Here is a 25,338-nt window from a genome sequence, read left to right as displayed (position 1 = left end):
AATTAATAAATAAAAAAATCTCAGATTAAAATTTAACCTGAGATTTTAAAACTTACACAGTTTATGAGATACTGCCTATAGTTTCATTATTTGCATTACTCAATTCTGCTAAAAACCAATAATCGGAATTCGGTAATAATACGCCCCTAAAAGTACCATCCCAACTATCTGATGTAGCCCCCAACTGTTTAACCAATTTTCCATATCGGTCAAACACACTAATTTTCGAGGTGTTTGAATACTCAGTCCCTAAACCTGTTATTTGCCAGGTATCATTCTGTCCATCATTATTCGGTGTAAAAAATTTAGGAAAACCTAATATAAAAACTTCCAAAGACGATATTCCACAATTATTTTTATCCTTAACATACACCGTATGTACACCTGCGGGAACATTCTGAAAAAAAGGAAGATCTTGGTAAGAACTATTTTTATCATCTAATGCAAATTCGTACTCTCCTTTACCTAGATTAGAATTAATAGAAATACTATTATTTTCAGAATTTTCAATAATCGTAATATCTTTATTCGTTATAACAGCTGCGTGCGACTCTTCAACTAACACAGATAAAGAAAGTTCACAACCTTCGTTTGACGTCGCAACCACAGTAAACATACCTCCCGAATTCACTTCCGCATAAGGTAATTCACTTATAACTTCACCTGCTTCATTTGTCCAATTATAAATATAATTTCCTTCAGCATTAAAAGTGGTTAAGGTTATCGGTATTCCTGTACAATAAATTAATGGAGACTCTACAATTTCGAATGCAGGTTCAGGATACACTTCCATGGTTACTGCAGCTCTTTCACTTTTACATTCGTTTAATGAAACTTCAACATAATAGGTGGTCGTTTTATTCAATCCTGAAATAGTATAGGCTGCTCCCGTTTGTATCAAAGTCCCACCAATTGACTCATCAAACCAGTTTATAACACCTTCTGATGCAGATGCTAATAGCGTACCGCTACCAAAGCCACATATATAACCATCTGTTACCGAATTTATAACAGGGGATTGTGTCACGGTAGCTACAACAGGAGTTCGAATCCCTGAAATACAATTATTTATAGACGCTAGCACGTAATAAGCCGTTGTTGTATTTATATTTACAGAATAAGTCTCTCCTTTATGTAATAGCGTTCCACCCGAAGGCATGTCAAACCACAATACATCTGCATTTTGTGTTGCTTTAGCTTCTAAAGAAACGGTACCACCATCGCAAATAGATGCCGATTTGGTACTTTCAATATAAGACGAATAAATATTGGTGCTTGCCGCTATATTCAAAATAGGGTCACCAGGCATTCCTCCATATTCTACAATATACCCTTTAGGATGGTACTTACCAGGAGGGTCTCCTGTAACCCGTAAATCATTCCAAGCCCCTTTTACACCTATAGTAGGGTCGGTAATATGGGCATAATCTTCAGATCCGTTAAAGTTATTAGGCTCATTATTATTCCAATTGGCGTAATTAGGTGTTGATCCGTTAGCGCCTCCATTCCAAAAAACAGTTCCAGCTTCTGGCCCGGTTACCCATTTCCAAATTCCTTCAGTTTCTTCATCCGTACCTCCTATCCACCCAGCACCTGATGCTTGTTCGCCTACTAATTGAGCTTCTTCTGCTGAAGTAACAGTCGCTAAATAGCCTTGTAAACCATAATATGACCGACTAGCCGCCGTTGTTTTAGCATCTGACCACGTTATTCCATAAGCCGAAACGTATTCATAATAATGTCCTGTAGATGGCAAATAATTAGCATTACCTATTGTTATTGAAAAACTTTTATCGGTTGGATTGCTACTTGTGCTTCGAAAAGTCACTTCTTTAATGGCAGCAATTAATTCTGTATAACTAACAGGTGTAGATGCCGCCCCTTTGATGGTTAATTTACCTTCGGTGGTATTCCATAAAGTAACAATGCTTGGGTGGCTCCCTTGGAGAATTAATGAATCTTCTCCATTTACATAACCCGTTGAAATTTGCACATAAAGTTCTTGTGCCTCCGTGTCATCAGGGTCGACTATATTAAAATCTGTAACGATATTAATTTCACTACTAGGACAATAATATTGATTTCCCGTTGCCGTTAATGTAGGTGCGATATTTTGAGAAGTTACTATACTATTTGTTAACAAAGCAAAACCAATACAAATTAAACGCGTAGCTTTTCTAAAAAACATTATTAACAAGTAAATATTCATATAAATAAAATAAATATTTATCGATTAATTAACAATTTTCTTATGTTTAGGATAAATATGCCTTTTAATACGATTAAAGGTTTTTCGCTTCCTCCCAAAATACATCCATTTCAGCTAATGTCATATCTTTTAGTGGTTTATTGATGCCTTTTGCTTTTTCTTCTAAATACTGAAAGCGTTTCGTGAATTTTTTATTGGTACGTTCTAAAGCATTTTCAGGGTTGATATTCAAAAAGCGTGCATAATTTACCATCGAAAATAAAACATCGCCAAATTCGCTTTCCATAGCGTCCTTATCTCCCTTTTCTGCTTCGACTTTAAACTCGGCAAGTTCTTCCTCTACCTTCTCCCAGACTTGGTTAGGGTGCTCCCAATCGAAACCAACACCTGCTACTTTTTCTTGAATTCTATTCGCTTTCACTAAGGCTGGTAAGCTGTTTGGCACCCCCTCCAAAACACTATTTTTACCTTCTTTGAGTTTTAAATTTTCCCAATTTCGCTTCACATCCTCTTCGTTCTCAACTTTTACATCACCATAAATATGAGGATGTCTGTTAATGAGTTTCTCGCAAATACTATTACAAACATCTGCAATATCAAAATCGTTTGTTTCACTCCCTATTTTAGAATAAAACACAATATGAAGTAAAACATCTCCTAATTCCTTTTTAACCTCCTCTAAATCCTTGTCCAAAATAGCATCTCCAAGTTCATATGTCTCTTCAATGGTTAAATGCCGTAAACTTTCCATGGTTTGTTTTTTATCCCAAGGACATTGGGCTCTTAATTCATCCATGATGGTTAATAATCTATCAAAAGCCTTTAGCTGATGTGCTCTAGTATTCATAATTAGGTGTTTTGGTAAAAGTACAATTATAAATAATTTTCATTAAGACTATAAAACAAAAAATCCAGCATAAATGCTGGATTTTTAAATTTAGATATCTTAAACTAAGATACGTTTTGTCTTTTAATTAAGTTTAACGCAGACCCCGCATTATACCAATCTATTTGAGACTGATTGTATGTATGGTTTAAAGAGATAAGGTCTTTACTTCCATCTGCATGTACAGCCTCTAGGGTTAAAGGTTTACCTGGTGCAAACGCATTTAAATCTGTAAAGTTAAAAACATCATCTTCTTGAATTAAATCATAATCGGCTTCATTAACAAACGTTAACCCTAACATTCCTTGTTTTTTAAGGTTTGTTTCGTGAATACGTGCAAACGATTTTACAATTACTGCAGCAACACCTAAAAATCGAGGCTCCATAGCCGCATGCTCACGAGAAGATCCTTCTCCATAGTTATGGTCACCCACAACAATTGTTTTGATTTCTGCTTTTTTGTATTCTCGTTGTACATCTGGTACACCGCCATACTCACCAGTTAATTGATTTTTAACAAAGTTTGTTTTTTGGTTGAATGCATTTACAGCACCGATTAAACAGTTGTTCGAAATATTATCTAAATGCCCACGGAAACGCAACCAAGGTCCAGCCATACTAATATGATCTGTCGTACATTTTCCAAATGCTTTTATTAATAATTTAGCACCATTGATGGTATTTCCTAATGGTTCGAAAGGCACTAATAATTGTAAACGCTCTGACGTTGGAGACACATTAACTTGTACATGACTTCCATCAGCCTCAGGTGCTAAATAACCATTTTCTAGAACAGCAAAGCCTTTTGGAGGCAATTCCCAGCCTGTTGGCTCATCAAACATCACTTCTTCTCCATTTTCATTGATAAGCTTATCAGTCATTGGGTTGAAATCTAAACGACCTGCAATAGCAATCGCTGCTGTAATTTCTGGTGATGCTACAAAGGCATGTGTATTTGGGTTTCCATCGGCACGTTTTGCAAAGTTTCTGTTGAATGAGTGCACAATGCTGTTTTTTGGTGCATTTTTAGGATCACTATAACGTGCCCATTGACCAATACATGGTCCACAAGCATTTGTAAATATTTTAGCGTCTAATTTTTCAAAAACTTGAAGAATACCATCACGCTCAGCCGTATAACGGACTTGTTCTGAACCTGGATTAATTCCTAATTCTGATTTCATTTTAAGACCTTTATCCAAGGCTTGTTGCGCTATTGAAGACGCACGCGATAAATCTTCATAAGAAGAATTGGTACACGACCCAATTAATCCCCATTCCACAGCAATTGGCCAATCGTTAGCAGATGCCTTCTCTTTCATATCTTTACCTACTGAAGTAGATAAATCTGGTGTGAATGGACCGTTTAATAAAGGACCTAATTCAGATAAATTAATTTCTATAACTTGATCAAAATATTGTTCTGGATTTGCGTATACTTCAGCATCAGCAGTTAAATAAGCTCTCACTTCATTAGCAGCATCAGCAACATCTGCCCTATCGGTAGAACGTAAATAACGCTCCATAGAGTCATCATAACCAAAAGTAGATGTCGTCGCACCTATTTCAGCTCCCATATTACAAATAGTACCTTTTCCTGTACAAGACATAGAAATAGCACCTGGTCCAAAATACTCAACAATAGCTCCGGTTCCACCTTTCACAGTTAAAATTTCGGCTACTTTTAAAATCACATCTTTTGGCGCCGTCCATCCAGATAATTTACCTGTAAGCCTTACACCAATTAATTTAGGGAATTTAAGTTCCCAAGCCATACCTGCCATCACATCAACCGCATCGGCACCACCAACACCTATAGCCACCATACCTAATCCACCTGCATTTACAGTGTGAGAATCGGTACCAATCATCATGCCTCCCGGGAATGCATAATTTTCTAATACTACCTGGTGAATAATACCTGCTCCTGGTTTCCAGAAACCAATACCGTATTTATTAGAAACAGATTCTAAGAAGTTAAACACTTCACTGCTTACACTGTTTGCATGTTTTAAATCGATTGTAGCTCCTTCCTTCGCTTGAATTAAGTGATCACAATGAACCGTAGTTGGTACCGCTACTTTCGTTTTACCCGCTTGCATAAATTGTAACAAAGCCATTTGAGCTGTTGCATCTTGACAGGCAATTCTATCTGGAGCAAAATCCACATAGTCTTTACCTCTTTCAAACGCTTTGGTTGGGGTTCCATCCCACAGGTGATTGTATAATATTTTTTCAGAAAGGGTTAATGGTTTCCCAACCACTTCTCTAGCAACGTCTATCCGTTCTTTCATTCGGGAATAAACCCCTTTAATCATTTCGATGTCAAAAGCCATAATGTCTATATAATTAATTTAATATTCTATTTTTAAATAGTAAATATACGAAATTATAGAGAGGCAATAAAGCATATTTAATTATTAAGATTGAAAAGTAAAAGTCGAGTTTAAACCATAAAAAAAGCTCAAGTTTAGAACTTGAGCTTTTATATATTAGAATGAATTGATTGATTAATTAACCAACAACTTATGAGATGGTTTAAACTTTGTTAAGTTAATTCCATCTACAGCTGCTTCATATTCTGCTAAATTTGGAGTTCTACCCAAAATTGTAGAAAGAACTACCACTGGGGTTGAAGAAAGTAATGATTCTCCCTTTTTCTCGCCAGAATCTTTAACAACTCTTCCTTGGAATAAACGGGTTGACGTAGCCATCACCGTATCTCCTGGTGCTGCTTTCTCCTGGTTCCCCATACATAGGTTACAACCTGGACGCTCTAAATACAACATGTTTTCATATTTAGTACGCGCTAATCCTTTAGGTTCACTATCATCAAATTCAAAACCTGAATATTTTTGTAAAACTTCCCAATCACCTTCAGCTTTCAATTCATCAACAATATTATATGTTGGTGGCGCAACAACAAGTGGCGCATTAAATTCAACCTTTCCGTGTTGAGATTCAATATTTTTAAGCATTTGAGCAAGGATTTTCATATCTCCTTTATGAACCATACAAGATCCAATAAAGCCTAAATCTACTTTTTTATTTCCTCCATAGAATGAAAGAGGTCTGATAGTATCGTGTGTATAACGTTTAGAAACATCCTCATTGTAAACATCTGGATCTGCGATCATTGGTTCTACAATAACGTCCAAATCAACAACAACCTCTGCAAAATATTTAGCATTTGCATCAGGAGTTAAAGCTGGTTTTTCGCCAGATTGAATCTCTGCTATTCTCTTATTTGCTATATCAATTAGACCTTTAAGAACTTGCTTCGCGTTATCCATTCCTTTATCGATCATGATCTGGATTCTACCTTTAGAAATCTCTAGAGATTCAATTAAAGTAGCATCTTCAGAAATACAGATAGACGCTTTCGCTTTCATCTCTGCAGTCCAATCTGTAAATGTAAATGCTTGATCTGCAGTAAGTGTTCCAATGTGTACTTCAATAATTCTACCTTGGAATACGTTATCACCTCCAAATTGCTGAAGCATTTGAGATTGAGTAGCATGAACAACATCACGGAAATCCATGTATTCTCTCATCGCTCCTTTAAAGGTAACTTTTACAGATTGCGGAATTGGCATAGAAGCTTCTCCTGTAGCTAGTGCCAAAGCAACAGTACCTGAATCTGCTCCAAAAGCAACACCTTTAGACATTCTTGTATGTGAATCACCACCTATAATAATGGCCCAATCATCAATAGTAATATCATTCAACACCTTATGAATTACATCGGTCATCGCATGATATTCCCCTTTAGGATCGCGTGCAGTAATCAATCCAAAATCGTTCATAAACTTCATTAATCTAGGAATATTAGCCTTAGACTTATTATCCCAAACTGAAGCCGTGTGACATCCTGATTGATAAGCACCATCAACAATTGGTGAAATAATTGTGGCAGCCATAGATTCCAATTCTTGAGAAGTCATTAATCCTGTAGTATCTTGAGACCCTACGATATTTACTTCTACACGAACATCTGATCCTGCGTGTAATACTTTGCCTGGTGTGCTACCAACGGCGTTTTTATTGAATATTTTTTCAACTGCTGTAAGTCCTTGTCCTTCAATAGAAATTTCTTTTGACGGCGCATATACCAACGGCACTTCAACACCTAAAGTCTTAGCTGCAAAAGTTTGTAACTTTTTACCAAATACAATAGCGTATGATCCGCCTGCTTTGATAAATTCAACTTTTTGAGGCGTTAAAGCCGATGAAATATCGATTAATTCTTGATCTCCTTTATAAAGTTTTTTCTCTTTAGTATTCACTGTAAGCACAGTACCTGTTGCAACAGAATACACTTCTTCTAGGACAGGCTCTCCATCTGCATCTACAACAACATGACCTTGACTATCTGTCTTTTTAACCCAGTTTTTAAGATCTATACCAATACCTCCTGTAACACCTACTGTTGTTAAGAAAATAGGAGAAATTCCATTTGTTCCTGCAATAATTGGAGCTATGTTAATAAATGGAACATACGGACTTGCTTTTTTCCCAGTCCACAAAGCCACGTTGTTTACACCAGACATTCTTGATGATCCAACACCCATCGTACCTTTCTCTGCAATCAACATAACATTCTTATCAGGATGTTGCTTTTGAAGTGCTAAAAGTTGGTCTTGTTGTTCTTTATTATGTTCAAATAAACACTTACCATGTAGTTCTCTATCTGATCTTGAGTGCGCATCGCCACCAGGAGAAAGTAAATCTGTAGAAATATCTCCTACACCAGCAATAAAAGTAACTACTTCTATCTTTTCTACAACTTCTGGAAGTTTTGTAAAGAACTCCGCTTTCACGTAGCTCTCTAAAATATCTGTAGCAATGGCGCTACCGTTTTTATAAGCTTCCTCTAAACGATACATATCTGCTTCATAAAGGTAAACTTGAGTTTTTAAAACTTCAGCTGCTGGCGTCGCATTAGCAGCGTCATCACCTAAAGCGATATCAAGTAACACTTCTATAGAAGGGCCTCCTTTCATGTGTGATAGTAACTCTAAAGCGAAAGCAGGTGTAATTTCTTTGACTTCAGATTCACCAAGAATGATCTCTTTTAAAAACTTAGCTTTCACACCAGCAGCACTCGTGGTACCTGGTACAACATTGTAAATGAAAAAGTTAAGAGAATCTTCTCTATACTTATTATCTAAATCTTTAATTTGCCCAATAATTGCGCTTAACAATTCGGCACCATCAATTGGCTTTGGATTCAGCCCCTGATCTTTTCGTTCTTCGATCTCCTTGATGTAATCTTCATAAATGTTCATAGGAAAAATTTTTTCAATGTTAAATTTCAATTAAATCAAATGGATTTGCATGAATTATGTTAGTAGCTCTTGCGCGGAAGCATGCTGACTTAAAATGTTTATTTTTTTTAAGTTCGGCAAATTACAAAATTAATCGTTAGAAGTAAAAACAAACATTACATTAGAATTCATCTGGATTGCAATTTATTATTGTCACATTTTAAATTAATCTGATTATATTATTTTCAATATTTTCAGAATATTAATGACGATTTAATAATAATTAGTTAATTAATTCTTGTTTTAAAGAAGTTTTTGTCTCTTAAATTAGTCATTGGACATTCAAAATACACGAATAACAAGTAACTAAGCAAATAAGTTAATAACCAATAAGTAAACAAAATCATTATTTTAAGGAATAAAGACACCTGTGAAACATCAATAAAATACTGAATACTCAGTAATACAATAGAATAATTAACCAAATAGGTAGCGTATGATAAAACACTAATTTGAGTAATTTGAGTTTTAAAAAAAGTTTTTCCTTGTGAAGTAGTTGCCAAAGGAAAAAACAAAAGCAAACTTATTGACACCATAGGAAGGTAAAATATATTATAAAACAAAGGCGTATTTTCTGGAAGCCAACCAAAAATAAAAATACCTGCATGCACGCCAAAAAACAGCAAAGCCCCACTGCAAAAACTAATAATTTTATACCGCTCCCAAACGCTTTTAAAATACATGGCGCCATAAGCGGCTATAAAACCATAGTAAATACTATCTATTCTATAAATAACCACCTTGCGCAACTGGTGACTCCATTCTTGACCTGAAGTTATAACATGTTCTGTATGAAAATGATATCGAAATACCGTCACGCAACCAATTATAAAAACCGTTACAACTAGATATAAATACTGCGTTGAAATCTTTTTTAAAACAGAAATTAGTAGAAACAATAAAAACGGCCCCCATATGTAGGCGTATTCTTCTATGGATAAACTCCACGACTCCGAAAAAAAGTTTGGTTGACCATCTTGAAAATTTTGTAAAAACACAAAGTAATAACCAACACCTTCAACCACTTCGTTATAAAAACAAAGAACTAAAAGGATATTTAAACCAAGAATTAAAAAATAATTTGGCAAGGTACGGAACCAACGTCGTATCCAGAAATAGACAAAATCTTTAAACCTAAGTTTCCCTGCTTCCAATTGTTTCAAAATAAGCGTTCCTATTAAAAAACCACTTAAAACGAAAAACAAATCGACACCTATGGTGCCAAAAAACTGGATAATAGTTAGTAGTATGTTATCCTTATCAGGAAAAAGTAATAATGTAGAATGTGAAACTAATACGAGAAGAATAGCAAGTGCCCTTACAACATCCAAGCCAAAAATTCTATGTTTATAATCTATATACATAGAGATACTCCTAGTTTTTAGAAATTAAAATAAGCTGCGAATAATTTCAGCTTCTGAAACGCCTTCTGCTTCAGCTTTATAGTTTTTAATGATTCTATGTCTTAAAATACTATGCGCCACCGCTTGTACATTCTCAATATCTGGTGAAAATTTACCGTGAATAGCAGCATGTGTTTTAGCTGCTAATATTAAGTTTTGTGAAGCTCTTGGGCCAGCACCCCAATCGATATAATTTTTAACTAAATCGTTTGCTGTATCTCCATGAGGTCTTGTTTTACCAACCATGGTTACAGCGTACTCAATAACATTGTCTGCTACCGGTATTCTTCTAATTAACTGTTGAAAGTCTATAATTTCTTTAGCCGAAAAAAGCGCATTTACCTTAGCTTGCTTATCTGAAGTGGTTGCTTTTACCACCTCCACTTCTTCTTGAAAAGAAGGGTAGTCTAAATTAATAGCAAACATAAAACGGTCTAACTGTGCTTCTGGTAACGGGTAGGTTCCTTCTTGCTCAATAGGGTTTTGTGTTGCTAAAACGAAATAGGGTAACTCCAACTTGTAATTATTACCTGCTACTGTTACCGAGCGTTCTTGCATGGCTTCCAATAAAGCGGCTTGTGTTTTTGGAGGTGTTCTGTTAATTTCATCTGCCAAAATAATATTAGAAAAAATAGGTCCTTTTATGAATTTAAAGTGACGGTCTTCATCTAATATTTCACTACCAAGAATATCACTCGGCATTAAATCTGGTGTGAATTGAATGCGTTTAAAATCAAGTCCTAAAGCCTGAGCAATGGTATTCACCATTAATGTTTTTGCTAAACCCGGAACACCAATAAGTAAAGAGTGTCCGCCCGAAAAAATAGAAATTAATATTTGATTTACAACTTCATCTTGCCCTATAATAACTTTGGCAATTTCAGTTCTTAAATCTTTATACCTTTTTACAAATTGTTCAATAGCAGCTACATCAGACATATTATTACTTTTTTAACCAGTTGCTTGAAAACTCACAGTTTCTATGGTCACCGCTAATTTTAATATACGTATCTAAAATTTTATCTTCCTGCCATTTAGAGATTGCTTTAATCTTTTTCTCGTCTAAAGCCAACTGCTTAATTTTTAAATAATCACGTGCATAATCTGCTTCGTGCTCATTAATTCTATCAGTAACCATTAAAATTTTAAACTTCACTTTACTTGTTCTGTCTTCTTCTTTTAAAACAACACTTACTTCACCATCTTTCAAATTCTGAATTTGAGAATATAATTCTGGCTCCATTCTAGTTAATTCAAAATTATAATCTTGTGTTGTTGGGTTTATTAATTGACCACCATCGCCACGAGTTTCTTTTTCATCACTCGCTTCTCTTGCTGCATCTGCAAAAGATATTTTACCTTCAACAATACGTGCTCTAATTTTATCTAAACGCTCTTTAGCTTCCTTAACTGCTTCTGTAGATACTTTTGGTGATAATAAAATATGTGCAACATCGTACTCTTGACCTCTAATTTTATCACATTGAATAATATGATAACCAAAATCAGATTCAAAAGGTTCAGATATTTCGCCTTCTTGAAGTGAAAAAGCAACTTGTCTAAATTCTTTAACCATTCGCGGCTGTTTTCTATTTAAGGTGTATTTCCCACCTTTACTAGCAGACCCCGGATCTTCGGAATACAACACCGCTTTAGAACGGAAACTTGCGCCGTTTTCAATAATATCAGCTTTAAACTCCTTCAGTCTGTTAATAACGCGTTGTTTTTCTTCTTCAGATATTTTAGGCTCGGCAATTATTTGAGCTACTTTTAATTCTGTACCAAATGTTGGACGTTCTTCCTTTGGGATTTTCTCAAAAAATGTACGTACTTCTTCTGGTGTTATTTCAATTTCCTCAACAATTTTAGCTTGCATTTTTGAAGCTAATTGGTTGGTTTTATTGATTTCGAACATATCATCTCTAAAAGATTTTTCATCATCCTTCTTATAGAATTCCAAGAGTTCTTTCATAGACTTACCAGACTGCGTTAAAAATTGCTCTACTTGGTAATCAACGTTTCTTCTAATTTCAGCGTCAGATACTTGAATACTATCTTGTACCGCTTGGTGTGCGTATAATTTATCTTCTAATAATTTACCAAATAACTCGCATGGTTTTATATCGGTAGTATTTACGCCTTGCGCTTGAAGTTGCAAATAGGCTTTATCTACGTCTGAATCTAAAATAATATAATCGCCCACAACAGCAGCAACACCATCTACTTTCTTTGCGTTTAAGGTTCTTGTGCTGTCTACTTTTTTTGGTGCTTCTTCGACTTTCTCGTCGTTTATTACCTCTTGTGCAGATACATTATTTACTAGTAGTAGGGTTATGAATAAAAATCCAAGGTGTTTCAAATTATTTGTAAATTTCAAATTGTTTATTTTTAATAGCATCTTTAGTAATATCTTTTTCTAATTCTCTAATAAGTTCAAGCTTTCTTTTATTAATGACAATTTGATCGATCGTTGGCCTTACATACTCTAAAGGCGCTGTATCATTTCGCAGTAAAACGTCATTAATTTGCATCAAATATACTCCTAATGAGTCTTTGAGTTGTACAAAATTAGATTTTTTTAACAGTTGATTTTTATTTTCGGGTGATATGGTTGATATTTTATTGATGACTTGGTTCACTTTAATCCAAATAGTATCATTTAATGAATAGGATTTAAACTGAATAGACATGGCGTTCAAATCTTTTTTATCTTTGGTATTGAAGCGTTTAAACTTCTCGACAACCTCATTATAGTTAAGAATATTTTCATCTAAATGCACATACCGAAACTTTAACAACTCCTCATTCAACCTAAACACATCTTTATTTTGATTGTAATAGGCATCCGCTTCTTGTTTAGTTACCACGGTATCCATATCTCTTTTTACAAGAGCTTCTATATAGGCCTTGGTATATAAATCGTTTTTATACTGCTGTATTAATTTATTAAACTCCTCTTGTTTAAGCTCGCTCAAGTTCACTTTAGCACCATCAACAAATAACTGTTGTGTTGCCCAACGGTTTATAAAATTTTGAACCAGCAACATACTATCTTCTTTAGGCGTGCCTTCAGATACTAAATCTTTTATATCATCATAAAACAAATACGTATCATTAACCCTGGCAACAGGAATTCTGTCGTCTGTTTTTTTAAAAAAGTCGCACGAGCTAACTAATATTAAAAGACATACTATGCTGATTTTATTTCGCACTTATTGATTTTTTATTTGAGACTTTACGCTTTTTAAAGCCGCTTCATTTACAACTACGTGATATTTAGCAGCTAGCTCTTTTAGCCATTTTGCTTCTTTATAATTTTGATAATCACTTATTACCAAACCTTTAGCTTCTTCTAACGATTTCTCAGTTTCAGGTAACACCTCTTTTACTTGAACTAATACATAGCCATTGGTGTGCTTGTATACTTTAGATATTCCTTCTTCAAACACAAAACCTTTTGGAAGTGCTTGATGGTTGGCTTCCATCACGTCTACCGTAAATATAACATCTATTTTATCATTACTATTGATAAGCATTTTTATTTGTGGTAATGCCATCCCCTTCTTAAGTAACTTCGCTACTTTTTTAAGTGTTTTTTGATCTTTAGAAGATGCTACTACGGCATCTACACGTTTCGGTGTGATGTAGTCGTTTTTATGAGCGCTGTAATAATCTTGTATTTCTAAAGAATCTGATTTTGCCGTATTCCAAATTGTTGTTTCCATTAAATCGAACAGCAATAAACCATCTCTATATTCAGCCACCACATGAGCGTACTCTTCGTTTTCAGTCTCTAAATTATCTTCTTGGTACGTTACTAAATTCGTATTTAAAAAAGCTTCGTAATGTTTTGATGCCAAGGTTTTAAAATCTGTTTTCGCAGCAGTATTACGCTGTACCGATACTAAATACGCACCAAAATCTTTATATGTAAATTGTTTGTCTCCAATTTTAACCAATGCTTTATCTCCTTTAAACCCAACAGGTAATTTCCACGTGCTTTTAAAATAATTTTCATTCAAAATGGAAGCGAAATACGTTAAGGCAGGTTGATTGCTGGCAACCTGGTATTTAGTTTTAAGCTTCGTATATAAAGCCTCGTCAATTAACTTAGAACGATCATCACGTTTTACTTTTTGTTCCAACTCAGGTTTCATATCTTCAAAAGAAGCTATTGGCTTTTTAGCTAATAATTTAACGATATGCCATCCATAAGCCGATTTAAATGGTTCGGACACCTCGCCTATTTCTTTCAAACCAAAAGCGGTCCCCTCAAACTCTTCAGAGTTTATTTGACCGCCAACCATAGGCGCTAATTTACCACCATTTGGTGCCGAATTTCCATCATCAGAAAATTGCTGCGCTAAAGCTTCAAATTCTTCACCTTGCTTTAGCTTTTTATAAATATCTTGAATTCTACTTTCTGTTTTTTCAGCTAAAGTATCACCTGGCTTTTCAACCACCATAATATGTGCTACCGTACGTTCACCTCGCGATGCACGCTTATCTTGCACAAATACCATGTGATACCCAAATTGGGTTCTAAACGGTTGAGATATCTCACCTATTTTTGTATTATATGCCGCATTTTCAAACGTATAAACCATTCTAAAACCAGAGAAATAACCTAAATCTTCTCCATATACGGTTTGCCCGTTGTGTACTTCTTGACGTACTTTTTCAAAACCTTCTTTTAAAGCTCTTTCACGTAATTTTAAAATAGAATTATATGCCGCTAAGGTATCTGTTGGGTTCGCGTTTTCTGGAATTTTAATTAAAATATGAGAAGCCTTCACATCGTTAGAAATACGTTGGTACGCCTCTTCTACCAAAGCTTCTGTTACTTTAGAATCTGAAATAAAACTTTTCGCCAACTGTTTTTTATACGTATCTAACTCACGCACATAGGTTGGTTTATCCTGAAGCTCTAATGCTTTTGCTTCTTTTAACTTTAATTTATAATTGGTGAAGAGTGTTAAATACTCATCCACATCTTTTTGCGATTCATCTTGAACCAAATCTAAATTCTTATTGTAAACCCTTAAAAATTCTGAAACATAAACAGGTTCATCATCAACACTAAACAACACGTCTTTGGTTGTGGTTTGTCCACTAACTTGTGCAATAGACACAGAAAAAAATAAAATGAAAAAATACTTAAAGTTCATTTGAATAAAAATTTATATGATGTCACAAAAATAGTAATATATAGCTATAAAGCAAGTTGCTTTTAAAAACGATTAAAAACATAAAATATTACCATTCTAAATGATATATTTTTTACCTTTCAATAATTATTTTTTACTATAAAGCATGCGAAAATTAAAGTTAATATGGGATTTTCATGGACCAGATGCGTTGAAAATTGCGGAACACCATGAAATTCATTTAAAAGAATATATTCAATTAGAGAAATTAGACATTTCGATTACTGGTTTTGAAGCGATGCACGATGCACACGCTATCGCTTTTTTGGTAGTAGATGAATCTGCCATGAAACCGATTCGTGATGCTTTGAAACCGCACCGTGGGCAGGTGTACACGGCGGAGTAAGTTTTTCTTATGTTTAAAACATAAAAAAAGGTTAGAATTTTTGAATTCTAACCTTTTTTTAATTTTATAAGTATTTACTAAAACCTATCTAGAATAATTAGGAGATTCTTTAGTAATCGTAACATCGTGTGGGTGACTTTCGTTAATACCACTTGCAGTAATTTTAACAAATTGACCAGTTTCTTTTAAAGTGGCAATATCTTTAGCACCACAGTAACCCATACCTGCACGTAAACCACCGATAAACTGGTGAATACTTTCGTATAAATCGCCTTTATAAGGTACACGCCCTACAATACCTTCTGGTACTAATTTCTTAATATCGTCTTCAACATCCTGAAAGTAACGGTCTTTACTACCTTCTTTCATGGCTTCCACAGACCCCATACCACGATATGATTTGAATTTTCGTCCTTCATAAATAATGGTTTCTCCTGGAGATTCTTTAGTTCCTGCTAAAAGAGAACCTAACATAACAGTATCTGCCCCTGCTGCAATCGCTTTTGGAATATCGCCTGTATAACGAATACCACCATCTGCAATTACCGGAACACCTGAACCTTTAATAGCTGCAGCGACTTCTAAAACTGCAGAAAACTGAGGAAAACCAACACCTGCAACAACACGTGTGGTACAAATAGAACCTGGACCAATACCTACTTTTACAGCATCGGCACCTGCTTCTACTAAATATTTAGCGGCTGCTCCTGTAGCAATATTACCAACGATAACATCTAAATTCGGAAATTTTGCTTTTATTAGTTTTAAAACATCTACCACACCTTTGGTATGCCCATGTGCTGTATCAATTACAACGGCATCAACACCTGCGTTTACTAAAGCTTCAGCTCTATCCACAGCATCTCCTGTAACACCAATAGCAGCAGCAACACGCAAACGACCATACTGGTCTTTATTTGCCATCGGTTTCTGACTTAATTTGGTGATATCTCTAAAGGTTATTAAACCAGATAATTTATAAGTATCATCAACAATAAGTAATTTTTCAATTTTATGTTGTTGAAGAATAATTTCAGCATCTTTTAAAGAGGTTCCTACAGCTGCAGTTACTAGATTTTCGCTAGTCATCACTTCAACAATAGGGCGTTTTTTATCGTGCTCGAAACGTAAATCACGGTTGGTTACAATTCCTTTTAGCATGCCTTCATCATCTACGATAGGAATACCGCCAATGCCATACTCGGCCATTGCTTTTTTAGCATCACTAACGATGGCTGTAAGCGGCAAAGTTACGGGATCTATAATCATACCACTTTCGGCACGTTTCACTTTTCTAACTTTTAAAGCTTGAGCTTCAATAGTCATATTTTTGTGTAACACTCCAATACCGCCTTCTTGCGCCATAGCAATAGCCATTTTGCTTTCGGTAACGGTATCCATAGCAGCCGATATAATAGGCACATTAATGGTAATGTTACGTGTAAATTTTGTTTGAATGTTTACTTCTCTTGGAAGTACTTCGGAATATGCTGGAACTAGTAGAACGTCGTCGTAGGTTAACCCTTCTCCTAGAATTTTATTTTGATGTGCAGTCATGATGCAATTATGATTATAATTGCGTGCAAATATACACATTTTTTTCTGTTTGAATCACGTAAACTTTCAGTAATAAAAAATAGTGTAAAAAAAACGTTTTACTTGTTAACTATTTGAAACACTATTACACTAAATACCTACAAAAAAAGCATTACTTGGTATTTTGGAAGTACAACCTAAGTTTGTTTAAAGCATATTCATAGCGCATTTCTTTATTATCCAAATCGCCAGTAAACCTAATTTCTTTGGGCACAAACACACCGTACAAACACTTACCTTCTAAAATGGTTTCAATCTTGTTTAAACTACGCGTATCGATACTATTTATAAAACCATCAACCCAAACATACTGTTCCTTATATAAAATACGTTTATCCCATTCTAAACCTGTTACTTCATTTAAAACAGAGGTCAATTTAAAAAGATTACTAATTTCAATAAATGAATTCTTAAAAATAGTCTCACTACAGCTTTGTGCGTAAGTCATGATCTTTTTATTCACAAAAATCACATTCGGGAAGGTTTCCATAACACGCAATTTACTAGAAATAAATTGAACCATTTTAAACCAAACCACTTGGTGCCCCCTTTTCTCGACCTCGGTTTGCACCCATTTATAAAAATCTCTACGGGATGCCAAACTCGAATATTCTTGGGGCTGGTTTTTTTCTAAGTTATAGGCATTCGCCATTTCCCAAACACCGGTGTTATGCGTTCTGTCAGATTTTAACCAATCTGAAGGTAATAGCATTTCCTGTTTTGTGGCTTCTTGATAAGCTTTTAAACTCCTCCATTCTTTAGCATAAATAGACAGGTTCGAAATAAACAGAAATAAAAAAAAACACCAATTTCTCATAGCCTATAAAAGTACGAGAAATTGGTATTGCTTTTACTTGTGTACAACGTATATATTGAAATGAGAGAAATTCTATCTTCTTCTCATGCCGCCTCCAGAACCACCGCCACGTCTAGAACCACGATCTCCACCTACATTCATTTTTTGTCCCGCAAAACTTCCGAATTTATAAGTAAAGTTTAGCATAAAATACTGCTCTAAAATTCTATTTTCAACATCTTGAATAGAGGTTTCAGACACTGTACGTCTATAACCATTATTTTTCCCGAGGATGTCATAGCCAACCAATGTTAAAGTAGCTTTATTATCCCATAATTCAATACCAAGTCCTGCGTTCCAAAAAATGGCATCACCATCAAAATCGTCACCAACGCGACTGTTATAACGGTAAGAGACTTTGTTAGATAAGAACACATTTTTTATGAAGAACACAGACGATTCAAAATCTATATTTTGCACAAAGTATTCATTATCATTAAACGCATCGGTATCATACACACTTTTATTGGTTGAATAACTGTAAGTACCACTAAAATCTAATTTATTATCATAGGAATATTTGAAAGATAATGATGGTCTTATGGTTGTTGTTTTGGCGGCAAACTCAATGGCATTTTGAATAGACAAGGTGTTTTTATACGAACCATTTAAACGGGCATTAATATTAATATTTGTTTTTTTACTGAAATATGATTTTGAAATAGCCGCATTTCCAGAATATGAATAATCCCCATTTATATTGGCATAGGTTGTGAACTTATTAAAATCTTCATCTGTAATGGTAGAACTGATGATTTTATCTTGAATAAATTGTGCTCTCACATTCCCAGTAATATTGATGTTATTGAAAGCCAAATTATTTTGGTATTCAAAACTTACATTATGGTTGATTTCTGGTTCTAAAAATGGGTTACCAACACGAATATGGGTTATATTACTCACATCTTCCACCGGTTGCAATTGGTTTGCAGATGGCAAATCGACATTTTGGTTGTAATTTAAATTGATGTTTTTATAGCCATTTTTATCACGATAGCGTAATCTTCCTGAATAAGTTAAAAACTCAAAGTCTTTTCTAAAGTTTCGAGCTTCAACCAATAAATCCTTATAATTTCTAAAGGTATTTGTAAACGCTCCTTCTACCTCAAAACGAAACTCTTTATACTCGTATCGTAATCTTAAAGCGGGTTTAATAGTGGTTGTTATGTATTTACTATCAGAACTTAGTACTTCATTAAAATCATCATAATCATTTGTAACCTCATCATAATCAAAAATATATTTTTCATTATTTTGAGAACGAATGCTCACGTTATACTTTGGCATTATTCTAAAATTAGTGAATAATTCTTTACTCCACATGGCACTAAGGCTGATGTCGCTACTATTTGAATTCGAAATATTTATTTGGTCTTGAACAATCGTAGTGCCTTTATTGTAAAGTATGTTTTCGGAATAGTTTTTACTATCGGAAGTACCTTTACTAAAATCGGTGCCTAATTCCACATTTAGATAATCTCTACCTTTACCTGTAATAGGGATAACACTAAACTTATTTTTTAATTGATAATTTGAAGACTCCGACTGGTTTGCCGAATTATACTCACTTACCAAATCACCATTGGTGTATTCTGAAATTTTATTAGTTAACGACCCAGATGTAGAATTCTCCGCATTAAAATCGGTTTCATTAGAAAGTTGAACTTTATTATTAGATTGCTTGTTTTTCGGCTTTAAGATAAATTTTAAATCGGCACCTCCTTTATGGTTATCAGAATCGTCAAAACTACTACTTTCAGAGTCTGTGATGTAATTTAAATTGGGTAAAAAATTCTCTGAATGGCTTTTTTGTGCCTTATCTGTACTTTGAGCGCTGTATCTGTAATTTCCGTTAACACGTGTTTCATTCCATTTTCCTTTGGTAAAATTGGCTCCAACAAAATCTGATTCCATATAACCATTACTCGTATCGGCATCTGGTAGCGCGTTAAACCCTTTAGACATGTTAATGTTATTTGTACCCGCTATAAGTCCCAGTTGTTTGCCGTCTACCAACTGGAATACATTGGCATTGGCTTGGTATTTATCATCGGTACCATAGCCCAATTTCACATCTCCAAAAGTGGCTCGATTTTTCCCTTTCTTAATAGTTAAGTTTATTTCCTTAGTTCCAGAATCAGACTCTTCACCTGTAAACTTTTGCATGTTACTTTTATAATCGGTAACCTGAACCTTGCTAATCACGTTACTTGGTAAGTTTTTTAGTGCGATATCTCCTTTCTTTTCTCCAAAAAATCGCATACCGTCTACATTAATAGCCTCTACTTCTATCCCGTTTACGGTAATGTTTCCTTCTAAATCGATCTCAACACCTGGTAATTTTTTAAGTAAGTCCTCCGCTTTATCATTAGGTAAGGTTTTAAAACTATCGGCATTATACTCAATGGTATCTTTCTTAATTAAAATGGGCGGTGCTTTACCTATAATAGAAACCACATTAAGTTCTTCAACTTGATCATCTAAAGTAATAAACCCCATGTCAAGCTGTTTTCCGGCAGGCACATTAATATCCTGTCTATAAGGTTTGTAACCCAAATAAGCGATGTTAAAAATAGCTTTGGAATCGTTTTCTGTATTAACCTGTAATGAAAACTCACCGTTTTTGTTTGTAATACCGTAAGCAATAGGAATACTATCTTTTATACTTTGAAGATACACGGTGGCACCTTCTAAAACATGAGTGCCTTGATCTTTAACGACACCTTCTAAGGTGAATTTTTGTGCAAATAAGGATGCAGAGATGCATAAGGATAGTAATAGTACAAGTGTTCTCAATGTAAGTATTTTATCTAGGTTTATGGCTTAGACCTTACAAACATTAAAAAGTTTAATGGAAATATGTTAAATTATCACTTTTGAAAAATGAATAGTAGAAAATGGGCAGAAAAAAGAACCGTAACGCACAAAATTAATGACTTTTCTGAAGCAATTGTTTAAGAATTACAAGCACCGAAACAGTAAAGGTAAGCGTCATTAAAATACCTGAAAACATCACAATATATTTCATCCAAAGGATGTCGCACCAAAGTAAATAAAGCCCACCAAAGGTTAATACCACCGATACAAAAGGCTCTACTATTAAAAACATTTTAAGCTTAGATCCCAATTGCGTTATAGAAACCAAAAGCCCTATTAAAAAGAAAATAATAGACATGGAAAGAATGTGATTATGCACCAAAGTAAGCATTTCTTTAGCACTTTTTTTAAAGTGCATAACTTCTGCGTTTTCATCAAATTCATTTCCTAAATACTGCTCTTCAATACCATTGGGATTTGCGGAAGAGGTTTCGCCCACAAATAATAAACCGGTATAAAACCCAATACTTAACACGATAACAAATGCACCGATTAATAATTTTAATTCTTTTGGAAGCGTTAATATTAATCCGTTTAGTTGCATTAAAGTAATTTTTTAGATTGAAGCATTTTTAATGACTTCAATAAGTTATTCATAGCATTCGTCATGGAACGCACCGAAATTGTTGCGCCAGATATAGCCACAATATTATCGCCATACCTCAAATTATCTGATGCTTTTTTACCAATGAATTGTTGCAGCCAGCGTTTGCTCCCTATTTCGCCACCGTAATCTTCACGATAAGCCGTCACCTTTGTTTTTAACACGATATGGTCTGTATCTAGCAATACTAAATAATCAAACTCGTCCGTTTTGCTTGGGGCTTTCCCCATATAAGCATAGCCCACTACTTTTTTATTAGCATGGATGCTTATAAAGTTTTTAGCATCAAATTGTGATGGTAATTCTTTATTTATTTCGGTTGAAAATGAAATAGGCGTATATGCATAGCTAGATAACTTAAAAGTATCTTTAATCTCTTTATCTATTTTCTTACTTAAATCTTTTTGTATAGAAAAAGACAGTAATGAAAAAGCTAATAATAAAATGGTAACCTTTTTAAAAATCATGCGGCAAAAATAAACTTTTAATTTTAAAATTTGAATGTCATTAAAAAATGGTTTAGAACAAATCCACGGTATTGCAATGTGCTTTTCTTTCAAACCTGTTATAATACATTCTTATTCGTTGTTAACGGAACAAATAATATACCAAAAAGCTAAAGTAAATATAAGATCTACTTTAGCTTTCTGGTTTTGTTTCTATGCATTAGCTATTACATGTCAATTCTATTTTAATAAATAGGAAATTGTAATACGCCGTAATTACAGTAAAAATTGTTTTAGAACCAAACACCTAAACCAAAGTTTAATTGGTTTGTAGCACTGTCATCTGCGTTATTTTTAAACTGATAATCGGCTTTAACAACGGCTCCTGGTGCTATTTTATAACTTAAACCTAAAGTCCAGTCATCTCTATTATAACTATCCTTTCTAATTAAACTTCCAGCTACTGATGCATGCGTATCATAATCTTCATAACGTGCAAAAGCATATAACTGTTGTTGTTTTGTTTGTGGTAATAAGTTATAAGCAGCTTCTAAATACCAACCTTGTAAAGAACTACCTAAATCTGCAGTATTTAAAGTATTATAATCTTCACTACCAGAAACACTTGTGTGGATAAATTGACCTCTTGCAGCAAAACGTTGGTAAGCATAACGTGCATCTAAACCAATCATAGAAAGACCAACATCAGACCCATCAATCATATCGACACCATCTTCAGCTTGTGTGCGTCCAAAATACCCAGATAAACCTAAACGTAAACCTAATATCCCGTAATAATCTAATTTTCCAGATAAATTAGGCGTGTTAATAGTTGATTCTGCGCCTTTTTGACGTCCATTACGTAAACCGTTAGAACCTCCTAAAACCTTTCCGTCGTTCACAGATTTAAATCCGTTAAACACATACGCTTGGTAACCTAAAGAAATTTCGTTAAATCGACCTTGAACACCTACACCTATTTCTCTCCATGTAGTTGGAACAATACTTTTATCAACACTTGGTCTGTTTACACCATTAAAGGTTGTTGGTTCGTGAAACTCATTAATAATACCCATTGGTACTAGCATTAAACCACCACGTAAGTTTACATTATCTGCAACCGTGTATTGAATAAATGCTTGTTCTACATATACTTCTTTTACATGTTCAAATTCTACTTCGGTAACAAATTGTACTTTATCGTTAAATTTGTAACCAAATAATAATACCAAACGTTGTACATCTAACGTTCCATTACCACCTTCTGGCTGGTTGTATGTTATTTCACCATAACCTCCAACAGTAACACCTGTATTAATGTTCCCTGTTAAAATACGTTGTGCCGCATTTAATTGAGTTTGTGGGTTTGTTGAAAGGGAATCTGGTACCGTTTGTGCAAATGTAAAAGCTGCTGTAAAAGTGGCTAATAGTAAAGATATTCTTTTCATTTTTAGTGATTGTTTTGTTTTTATTTAGACTTGATATAAATAATATGTTAAAATATCGTGCAAAAATAAAATACAAAATGAGAATCACAAAGTTTATTTAGATTAAATTTAAATAAACTTTTTACACCCCTAATTATTAACCTTTTAGATAGGCTAAATTTAATGATATACGCTAAAAATTTTAGTTGCCTCATTATGCGCACTCTCAAAACTAAGCGCATTTAGGTTGTTATTTTTCTGTGAAGTAAAGTAAGATAACAACTTTTCGGTTGGCATATTACCTGTTAATTCGTCTTTCGCCATTGGGCAACCTCCATAACCTTGTATGGCACCATCGAAACGTTTACAGCCCGCCTTATAAGCTGCATCGACCTTTTCGAACCAAGTAGATGGTGTGGTATGTAAATGGGCTCCAAACTCTATATTTTGATACTGCGGAATTAAATTTGAAAATAAATAGTGAATATTCTCTGAATTAGAACTTCCAATAGTATCACTTAAAGATAATATTTTAACGCCCATATTGCTTAAACGCTCGGTCCACTCCCCCACAATATCCACATTCCATGGGTCTCCATATGGGTTTCCAAACCCCATAGAAATATAAACCACCACTTCTTTATTGGATTTGTTCGCAATTTCTAATATTTCAGAAAGTGTAACTATAGATTGCGCAATCGTTTTGTGCGTATTACGCATTTGAAAATTCTCAGATATAGAAAACGGATACCCCAAATAACCTATTTCAGGATGATTACTAGCATCTTCCGCCCCTCTTCTATTTGCTATTATAGATAATAGTTTGCTGCTTGTTTTACTTAAATCCAATCGCGACAGCACTTCTGCGGTATCTACCATTTGTGGAATGGCTTTGGGTGAAACAAAACTTCCAAAATCAATCGTATCAAAACCAACTCGTAATAACGACTGAATGTATTGCACCTTTTTCTCTGTTGGAATAAACTGCTTAATGCCTTGCATGGCATCTCGTGGGCATTCTATAATCTTTATTTCGCTTGACATTACTTGGTTTAAAATACGATGCTAAAAATACTATTATTTTTATAAAGAGCTTATTTAAAAAATAAGTAAAACGTTTCTTTTTGTTAGTATTCGTGAAAATAGTAGACCTATAATACAAATAACTCGATGCCTTATGAAAAATTCTACGTTTACTTTAATTATCGGACTTTTATTTTCAATTGGCAGTTACTGCCAGAGTACGGCAACCTATAACATATCACTCACCACTATTTGGAATGAAACCGATCACACTTCAGTTCCTGGAGGCGCGCATTGGTCTGCCTTAGTGGGTGCCACTCATAACACGACGAATCAATTTTATGAAATAGGCGCTATATCTCCAAACACCAATGGTATTAAAGATGTTGCTGAATTAGGTAACAATACCAATTTCATGAATGAAGTGAATACAGCTATTTCTGCCAACAAAGCAGACCAATGGCTAAATGCAGGAGGTATTGGCAGCGCCGTTGGCACTTTTACCCTTAACAATTTACAAGTAAGTGAAACATACCCTTTAATCAGTCTGGTTTCTATGGTGGCTCCAAGCCCCGACTGGTTTATTGCCGTAAACAGTATTAATTTAAGATCTGGAAACAACACCATTAACAATGGTTGGAAAGAGACTTTTACTTTAGACGTTTTCGCATATGATGCGGGTACCGATGATGGTGTAAATTATACATCTGAAAATATGGTAAGTAGCCCACGCTTAGGTATTTCTAAAATTACAGGTGTTCCAATAAATAGTAATAAAATGGGGACTATTACTTTTACTTATAATGCTTCAACTTTAAGTACTCTGAGCCAAAATGCTATTGAAAACATTACAATATACCCCAACCCAGCACAGAGTAAAGTAACGGTTTCAAATAGCCGAAATATGGACTTAAAATCAATTCAACTTTATAACATATTGGGACGCTTAGTAACAGACGTTACACTTAACGCGCAGACTTCAAAAATCGATTTTAATGTATCTCATTTAAGTAAAGGTATGTATCTATTAAAACTGAATGGTGTTGACGGAAAGAGCAAAACTAGCAAACTACTTGTCAACTAGTCGTTTATTCTCACGGTTCAACGTTTTAATTATTATAAAAAGGTGTT

At 34.4% G+C, this 25,338-nt stretch carries 18 protein-coding genes; 2 read left to right on the top strand and 16 right to left on the bottom strand.

The annotated features are described in order from the left end of the window. Positions 1–61 precede the first annotated feature (61 nt). The 9 genes from Q5N74_RS16660 to Q5N74_RS16620 all read right to left on the bottom strand — a co-directional run bounded on the left by Q5N74_RS16660 (position 62) and on the right by Q5N74_RS16620 (position 14,993). Positions 62–2,188, bottom strand: a complete 2,127-nt coding sequence (locus Q5N74_RS16660) for a T9SS type B sorting domain-containing protein (protein ID WP_304390132.1) — start codon at positions 2,186–2,188, stop codon at positions 62–64. Positions 2,189–2,282: 94 nt separating this feature from the next. Beyond that, positions 2,283–3,056, bottom strand: a complete 774-nt coding sequence (mazG, locus tag Q5N74_RS16655; protein WP_304390131.1) for a nucleoside triphosphate pyrophosphohydrolase — start codon at positions 3,054–3,056, stop codon at positions 2,283–2,285. Between the two features lie 104 nt (positions 3,057–3,160). Beyond that, positions 3,161–5,431 carry an aconitate hydratase gene (locus Q5N74_RS16650; RefSeq protein WP_304390130.1) on the bottom strand — a complete coding sequence of 757 codons (2,271 nt, stop codon included), beginning with the start codon at positions 5,429–5,431 and terminating at the stop codon, positions 3,161–3,163. 174 nt (positions 5,432–5,605) lie between these two features. After that, positions 5,606–8,383 (bottom strand): bifunctional aconitate hydratase 2/2-methylisocitrate dehydratase, encoded by a 2,778-nt coding sequence (locus tag Q5N74_RS16645; protein WP_304390129.1) that lies wholly within the window; start codon positions 8,381–8,383, stop codon positions 5,606–5,608. A 266-nt stretch (positions 8,384–8,649) separates the two neighbouring features. Beyond that, complete coding sequence (locus Q5N74_RS16640; protein WP_304390128.1) at positions 8,650–9,786, bottom strand: acyltransferase; 1,137 nt, start codon at positions 9,784–9,786, stop codon at positions 8,650–8,652. Between the two features lie 24 nt (positions 9,787–9,810). Continuing rightward, positions 9,811–10,764, bottom strand: a complete 954-nt coding sequence (locus tag Q5N74_RS16635; protein ID WP_304390127.1) for a MoxR family ATPase — start codon at positions 10,762–10,764, stop codon at positions 9,811–9,813. 4 nt (positions 10,765–10,768) lie between these two features. Next, positions 10,769–12,202 carry a peptidylprolyl isomerase gene (locus Q5N74_RS16630; protein WP_369686038.1) on the bottom strand — a complete coding sequence of 478 codons (1,434 nt, stop codon included), beginning with the start codon at positions 12,200–12,202 and terminating at the stop codon, positions 10,769–10,771. Further along, positions 12,186–13,037, bottom strand: coding sequence for a peptidyl-prolyl cis-trans isomerase (locus tag Q5N74_RS16625; protein WP_304390125.1), 852 nt, complete (start codon positions 13,035–13,037; stop codon positions 12,186–12,188). Before Q5N74_RS16625 ends, Q5N74_RS16630 begins: the two co-directional genes overlap by 17 nt. Continuing rightward, complete coding sequence (locus Q5N74_RS16620) at positions 13,038–14,993, bottom strand: peptidylprolyl isomerase (protein ID WP_304390124.1); 1,956 nt, start codon at positions 14,991–14,993, stop codon at positions 13,038–13,040. It abuts the gene before it with no gap. A 145-nt stretch (positions 14,994–15,138) separates the two neighbouring features. Between Q5N74_RS16620 and Q5N74_RS16615 the strand changes: the two genes are divergently transcribed. Further along, a complete protein-coding gene (locus tag Q5N74_RS16615; protein WP_304390123.1) occupies positions 15,139–15,378 on the top strand; it encodes a hypothetical protein in 240 nt (79 codons plus the stop codon). Between the two features lie 84 nt (positions 15,379–15,462). Here Q5N74_RS16615 and guaB read toward each other — a convergent pair whose 3' ends face one another. The 7 genes from guaB to Q5N74_RS16580 all read right to left on the bottom strand — a co-directional run bounded on the left by guaB (position 15,463) and on the right by Q5N74_RS16580 (position 24,228). After that, entirely contained in the window at positions 15,463–16,935 is a 1,473-nt protein-coding gene (gene guaB / locus Q5N74_RS16610) for an IMP dehydrogenase (RefSeq protein WP_304390122.1), read from the bottom strand. A gap of 151 nt (positions 16,936–17,086) precedes the next feature. Continuing rightward, positions 17,087–17,791: an Insecticidal toxin complex protein gene (locus Q5N74_RS16605; protein WP_304390121.1), complete on the bottom strand. Its 705-nt coding sequence runs from the start codon at positions 17,789–17,791 to the stop codon at positions 17,087–17,089. A 72-nt stretch (positions 17,792–17,863) separates the two neighbouring features. Continuing rightward, positions 17,864–20,626, bottom strand: coding sequence for an outer membrane beta-barrel protein (locus tag Q5N74_RS16600; protein ID WP_304390120.1), 2,763 nt, complete (start codon positions 20,624–20,626; stop codon positions 17,864–17,866). A gap of 133 nt (positions 20,627–20,759) precedes the next feature. Next, the gene (locus Q5N74_RS16595; RefSeq protein ID WP_304390119.1) at positions 20,760–21,251 is read right to left on the bottom strand and encodes a hypothetical protein; all 492 of its coding nucleotides are present in this window, start codon (positions 21,249–21,251) and stop codon (positions 20,760–20,762) included. Next, positions 21,251–21,778 carry an FMN-binding protein gene (locus Q5N74_RS16590; RefSeq protein WP_304390118.1) on the bottom strand — a complete coding sequence of 176 codons (528 nt, stop codon included), beginning with the start codon at positions 21,776–21,778 and terminating at the stop codon, positions 21,251–21,253. Before Q5N74_RS16590 ends, Q5N74_RS16595 begins: the two co-directional genes overlap by 1 nt. 272 nt (positions 21,779–22,050) lie before the next feature. Continuing rightward, a complete protein-coding gene (locus tag Q5N74_RS16585; protein WP_304390117.1) occupies positions 22,051–23,205 on the bottom strand; it encodes a hypothetical protein in 1,155 nt (384 codons plus the stop codon). 159 nt (positions 23,206–23,364) lie between these two features. Beyond that, complete coding sequence (locus Q5N74_RS16580; RefSeq protein WP_304390116.1) at positions 23,365–24,228, bottom strand: hydroxymethylglutaryl-CoA lyase; 864 nt, start codon at positions 24,226–24,228, stop codon at positions 23,365–23,367. 133 nt (positions 24,229–24,361) lie between these two features. Here Q5N74_RS16580 and Q5N74_RS16575 point away from each other — a divergent pair, with 133 nt between their 5' ends. Continuing rightward, on the top strand, positions 24,362–25,291 hold the full coding sequence (locus Q5N74_RS16575; RefSeq protein ID WP_304390115.1) for a spondin domain-containing protein: 930 nt from the start codon (positions 24,362–24,364) through the stop codon (positions 25,289–25,291). Positions 25,292–25,338: the final 47 nt, after the last annotated feature.

This window comes from Mariniflexile sp. AS56, from assembly GCF_030552475.1.
Classification (GTDB): Bacteria; Bacteroidota; Bacteroidia; order Flavobacteriales; family Flavobacteriaceae; genus Mariniflexile.
Note: the sequence above shows the minus strand (reverse complement) of the source record. Positions and strands in the feature narration are given on the sequence as shown.